This is a genomic window from Streptomyces himastatinicus ATCC 53653, from assembly GCF_000158915.1.
Classification (GTDB): Bacteria; Actinomycetota; Actinomycetes; order Streptomycetales; family Streptomycetaceae; genus Streptomyces; species Streptomyces himastatinicus.
Map to the genome: position 1 here is coordinate 8,324,933 of NZ_GG657754.1, position 3,639 is coordinate 8,328,571.

At 71.4% G+C, this 3,639-nt stretch carries 3 protein-coding genes; all 3 read left to right on the forward strand.

Features of this window, described 5'->3' with window-relative positions:
• Window positions 1-722 (forward strand): molybdopterin dinucleotide binding domain-containing protein (locus SSOG_RS35575; RefSeq protein WP_078510480.1); only part of this gene is annotated, 722 nt, incomplete at its 5' end.
• 119 nt (window positions 723-841) lie between these two features.
• Entirely contained in the window at window positions 842-2,284 is a 1,443-nt protein-coding gene (locus SSOG_RS35580; protein ID WP_009719108.1) for a CitMHS family transporter, read from the forward strand.
• A 3-nt stretch (window positions 2,285-2,287) separates the two neighbouring features.
• Window positions 2,288-3,622, forward strand: coding sequence for an MFS transporter (locus SSOG_RS35585; RefSeq protein WP_009719109.1), 1,335 nt, complete (start codon window positions 2,288-2,290; stop codon window positions 3,620-3,622).
• The last annotated feature ends 17 nt before the right edge of the window (window positions 3,623-3,639 follow it).

Consider the following 3,639-nt stretch of genomic DNA (forward strand, 5'->3'; position numbering starts at 1 on the left):
CCGCACCGGTGTACGGGCGCGAGCCCGCCGAACTCGCCGCCGGGCTGACCGGGCTCACCGGCGCCGAACGGCGGCTGGACATGATGCTGCGCCTCGGCCCGTACGGCGAGGGCTTCGGCACCGACCCCGACGGGCTCACCCTGGAGAAGGTGCTCGCCCATCCGCACGGCATCGACCTCGGACCGCTGAGCCCCCGGATTCCCGGGCTGCTGAAGACCCGCAGCGGCACGGTGGAGCTGTGCCCGGAGCCGATCGCCGCCGATGTGGGGCGGCTGCGCGGGGCGCTGGCCGCGCGGCCCGATCAGCTGCTCCTGGTCGGCCGCCGCCATCTGCGCTCCAACAACAGCTGGATGCACAACGTCCCGGCGCTGATGGGCGGCAGCAACCGCTGCACGCTCCAGGTGCACCCGGACGACGCGGCGCGGCTCGGACTGGCCGACGGCGGGCTCGCCCGGGTCAGCGGCGACGGTGGCGAGCTGGACGTTCCGGTGGAGGTGACGGACGCGGTGCGCACCGGGGTGGTGAGCCTGCCGCACGGCTGGGGCCATGCCCGCCCCGGCACCCGGCTCGCGGTCGCGGGCGCCGATCCGGGGGTCAATGTCAATCAGCTCATCGACGGCTCCCGGCTGGATCCGCTTTCGGGAACGGCGGTGCTCAACGGGTGCCCGGTGCGGGTGACGGCCCTTCCGCTCACCGTGACCATGACCGCCCAAGGGGACTGACCTGGGGTTTTGCGCTTATTGCTCACGCGTCAAGACCTTGTTAACGCCAAGTTGCGCCACCTAACGTCGCCCCGACCGCCAAATCTGGGGGAGTTCAAAGGCGAACGTGAGGTAGCCACATGCTGACAATCCTCGGTTTCGTCATGATCGCTACATTCCTTGTTTTGATCATGATGAAGAAGATGTCCCCGATGGGGGCACTGGTGCTCATCCCGGCGCTGTTCTGCGTCCTTGTCGGGAAGGGGGCGCACCTCGGTGATTACGTCATCGATGGCATCGGGGAGCTGGCACCCACCGCCGCGATGCTGTTCTTCGCGATCATCTACTTCGGGGTGATGATCGACGTCGGTCTCTTCGACCCGATCGTCCGCGTCATCCTGCGGTTCTGCAAGGCGGACCCGATGCGGGTCGTAGTCGGCACCGCGGTGCTCGCGGCGATCGTCTCGCTCGACGGCGACGGTTCCACCACCTTCATGATCACGGTGTCGGCCATGGTGCCGCTCTACCGGAAGCTGAAGATGAGCCTGGTCGTGATGACCGGTGTCGCCGCCATGGCCAACGGTGTCATGAACACGCTCCCCTGGGGCGGCCCCACCGCCCGCGCCGCCGCCGCGCTCAAGGTCGACGCGAGCGACATCTTCGTCCCGATGATCCCCGCCCTCGCGGTCGGTCTGCTCTTCGTCTTCGCCCTCTCGTACGGCCTCGGACTGCGCGAGCGTAAGCGCCTCGGCGTGCTGACCCTCGACGAGGTCACCGCGGACGACCCGGAGACGGTGCTCGTGGGAGCCGGTGGCGGTAGCGGCAAGGGCATCAGCCTGGGCAAGCCGGGCAAGCGCACCGGCGGCGCCGGCGGCGGTACGGACGCGGAGGCCCCCGCGGGCGGCCCGGCGACGCGTGACCCGGCCGAGGGCGACGACGAGTTCAAGGGCCTCGACCCGAACCGCGCCACCCTGCGTCCCAAGCTCTACTGGTTCAACGCGCTGCTCACCGTCGCCCTGCTGGCCCTGATGATCACCGAGACGCTGGACATCCCCGTCCTCTTCCTGCTGGCCGCCGCCATCGCGCTCACGGTCAACTTCCCGCGCATGGCCGACCAGAAGGAACGGGTCGCCGCCCACGCCGAGAACGTCGTCAACGTCTCCGGCATGGTCTTCGCCGCCGCCGTCTTCACCGGTGTCCTCACCGGCACCGGCATGGTCGAGAACATGGCCCGCTGGGTCGTCGACGGCGTCCCCGAGGCCATGGGTCCGCAGATGGGCCTGATCACCGGTCTGCTGTCGATCCCGTTCACCTACTTCATGTCCAACGACGGCTTCTACTTCGGCATCGTGCCGATCCTCGCCGAGGCGGGCCACACCCACGGCGTCTCCGCGCTGGAGATCGCCCGCGCCTCGCTCGTCGGACAGGCCCTGCACATGTCGAGCCCGCTGGTCCCCGCCGTCTATGTGCTCGTCGGCATGGCCAAGGTCGAATTCGGCGACCACACCCGGTTCACGGTGAAGTGGGCGGTGCTCACCTCCCTGGTGGTGCTCGCCGCCGGAATCGCGTTCGGCATCATCTGACGCGTGACGACTTCGGAGCCCGGTAGGGGCTGGCTGCTGCGCCTGGTCATCGCCTTCTCCTTCGCGCAGGGGGCGGTGAGCATGGCGAGACCGGCCGTCTCCTACCGGGCTCTCGCGCTGGGCGCCGACGCCCGCGCGGTCGGCGTGATCGCGGGCATCTACGCGCTGCTGCCGCTGTTCGCCGCCGTACCGCTCGGGCGGCGCACCGACCACGGCCGGTGCGCCCCGCTGCTGCCGGTCGGCGTCGTGCTCATCGCCGCCGGATGCGGGCTCAGCGGTACGGCGGACTCGCTGCCGGAAATGGCGGCGTGGAGTGGGGTGATGGGACTTGGTCATCTGTCATTCGTCATCGGTGCGCAGTCACTCGTCGCCCGGCAGAGCGCCCCCGCCGACCAGGACCGCAACTTCGGCCACTTCACCGTCGGCGCCTCGCTCGGCCAGCTCATCGGACCGATCGCCGCCGGACAGCTCGTCTCCGGCCACGACGGCGCGCTGGCCCGCACCAGCGCCGCCGCGCTCTTCGTCGCCGCCGCCGTGGCGGCCTGTTCGGTCACCTCGCTGTGGCGGATCGAGCACCGCCCGGCGGAGGGTGTGCTGAAGAAGACCGCCGACGCGTCGCCCGCCCGGCGGGTGCCGGTGTTCGGCATCCTGCGCACCCGCGGGGTCGCCTCCGGCATCTTCATCAGCCTCGCCGTGCTCTCCGCCACCGACATCCTCACCGCCTATCTGCCCGTCGTCGGCGAACAGCGCGCCATCTCGCCCGCCGTCGTCGGCCTGCTCCTCAGCCTGCGCGCCGCCGCCACCGTCGCCTGCCGCCTGGTGATGACCCCGATGATCAGGCTGATGGGCCGTACCGTGCTGATGGCCGTCAGCTGTCTGGGCGCCGGGCTGCTGTGCGCGGCCGTCGCCCTGCCGCTGCCCGCCTGGGCGCTCGGCGTGCTGCTCGCCGCGCTCGGCTTCTGCCTCGGCGTCGGCCAGCCGCTGTCCATGAGCACCGTCGTCCAGGCCGCGCCCGACGAGGCGCGCAGCACCGCCCTCGCGCTGCGGCTCACCGGCAACCGCCTCGGCCAGGTCGCCGCGCCCGCCTCGGCCGGACTGCTCGCCGGGCTCGCGGGCACCGCCGCCCCCTTCGTCATGCTCGGCGTGCTGCTGCTCGGCTCGGCCGCGATAGCCGTACGGCCCCTGAGGCGTGCCGCCGACACGGCGGTCCCCGCGGCCGTTCCGGACGCGCGCAAACCCCCGCCCGCCCCCGAGGGGGAGCGGAGCGCGGTTTCGGGTAGGTGCGGGCCGGGGGAGGAAACATCGGCCCGCACCGACCCCGATGAGCCCACACCATGACCCGCGCCGCCGTCCTC